Origin of the sequence: Corynebacterium sp. HMSC28B08 (genome assembly GCF_001806865.1) — a bacterium.
Taxonomy (GTDB): domain Bacteria; phylum Actinomycetota; class Actinomycetes; order Mycobacteriales; family Mycobacteriaceae; genus Corynebacterium; species Corynebacterium auriscanis.
Genome location: NZ_KV786156.1, coordinates 1 through 1,279, shown reverse-complemented (window position 1 = coordinate 1,279; position 1,279 = coordinate 1). Strand labels below are relative to the sequence as shown.

The following is a 1,279-nucleotide window of genomic DNA, read 5'->3' as shown; positions in this document are numbered from 1 at the left end:
ACCGAACCAGGACCCTACTGTGCAGCCTCGTGGCAACCTCGTCGCAGACACCATCTGCCGCACGGCAGACATCGGCTTGACGATCACCGGAACCGCCGACGCCGGAACCTGCACCATCATCGACGCCCCGCCCCGATCGCTGTCGAGGGGCACTGCCCCGACTGCACCCAACCCGGGAAACTGCGTGATCACACTGTCCGCCGACTGGTTGACCTGCCGGTCGTGGGGTTTCCCACCCGCCTGCACGTTCGTGCCCCCCCGATTCACCTGCACCAATCAACAATGTCCGAGGATAATCTTCCAAACCTCCCTCAACTGCGCCAATGACGGAGCCAAGCTCACCCACCGGGTGACCGGCTGGATCCTTTAGCGACTGGCCATCGACCGGATGAGCGTGGCCGCCACCGCCAAGGCCCTCGGGGTGTGGGTTGGGAATTGGTCAATCAAGTCGCTGTGGACGCCTGCCGACAGCTCGTCGACGACAACCCCTCCCATCTGGACGGGGTGCGCATCCTCGGGGTGGATGAGCACGTGTGGAAGCACACCCGAAAGCCAGGCCAGCCGTCCACCCTAGTGACGATCCTGGTCGACCTCACCCCGCTGGCCGATGGCCGTGGGCCGGCCCGACTACCAGATATCCGCCCAGGCCGCAGCGCGGACGTGCTGCGCACGTGGCTGCAGGAACGCAACCCTGGTCTCCGCAGCCAGGTGCAGGTGGTGACCATGGACGGCTTCACCGGCTACGCCACCGCCGTCGACCAGGTACTGCACCCGCGCGAGGAAGGTGATGGATCCGTTCCACGTCGTGCATCTGGCCGCGGACAAGCTCACTGGCTGCCGGCAGAGGCACCAACGTGAGACCACCGGGTGTTGTGGACACTAAGGATGATCCGCTGTACAAGCACCGGCGGACCTTGCTGACCAGGAGGGAACTACCTCACCGAGCGGCACAACAGGCGGCTGGACCTGTTGTGGGCCACCGATGACGAATACGCGGCACTCGAGGTCACGTGGATGTTCTACCAGGACATGATCCAGGCCTACGGGCACCCGAAGAAATCGGAGGGCAAGACGTTGATGCAAACGGATCATCAACACCCTGGGTAAGGGCATGCCGAAAGGTCTGGAGGAGCTGGCCCCGGCTGGGGAGGACGGTGTGGCGTCGGCGCGAGGATGCGTGCTGGCCTACTTCGACATCGGGGCGTCCAACGGGCCGGTCGAGGCCATCAATGGCCGGCTAGAGCATCTACGGGGGACCGCCCTGGGGTTGCGCAACCTC

Annotated in this window: 4 protein-coding genes and 1 pseudogene; 4 read left to right on the top strand and 1 reads right to left on the bottom strand. The window is 64.9% G+C overall.

Going from position 1 to position 1,279, the window contains the following annotated elements:
* A partial coding sequence (locus HMPREF3098_RS11785; protein ID WP_246815812.1) for a hypothetical protein occupies nucleotides 1-273 on the bottom strand: 273 nt, incomplete at its 3' end.
* Between the two features lie 150 nt (nucleotides 274-423).
* On the opposite strand from HMPREF3098_RS11785, the pseudogene HMPREF3098_RS12045 reads away from it, so the two are divergent.
* From HMPREF3098_RS12045 to HMPREF3098_RS12035, 4 genes and pseudogenes are all read left to right on the top strand, one after another.
* Nucleotides 424-708, top strand: a pseudogene (locus HMPREF3098_RS12045) (ISL3 family transposase); the annotation flags it as partial.
* A gap of 79 nt (nucleotides 709-787) precedes the next feature.
* Complete coding sequence (locus HMPREF3098_RS12040) at nucleotides 788-883, top strand: hypothetical protein (protein ID WP_371440936.1); 96 nt, start codon at nucleotides 788-790, stop codon at nucleotides 881-883.
* Between the two features lie 86 nt (nucleotides 884-969).
* Entirely contained in the window at nucleotides 970-1,107 is a 138-nt protein-coding gene (locus HMPREF3098_RS11775; protein WP_246815810.1) for a hypothetical protein, read from the top strand.
* Nucleotides 1,108-1,111: 4 nt separating this feature from the next.
* Nucleotides 1,112-1,279: transposase (locus HMPREF3098_RS12035; RefSeq protein ID WP_371440937.1), on the top strand; the 168-nt coding region annotated here is incomplete at its 3' end.

Bases quoted from the DNA above. Each gene is read 5' to 3' on its own strand.
- HMPREF3098_RS12040 (WP_371440936.1), top strand. From the start codon at position 788: ATGGATCCGTTCCACGTCGTGCATCTGGCCGCGGACAAGCTCACTGGC.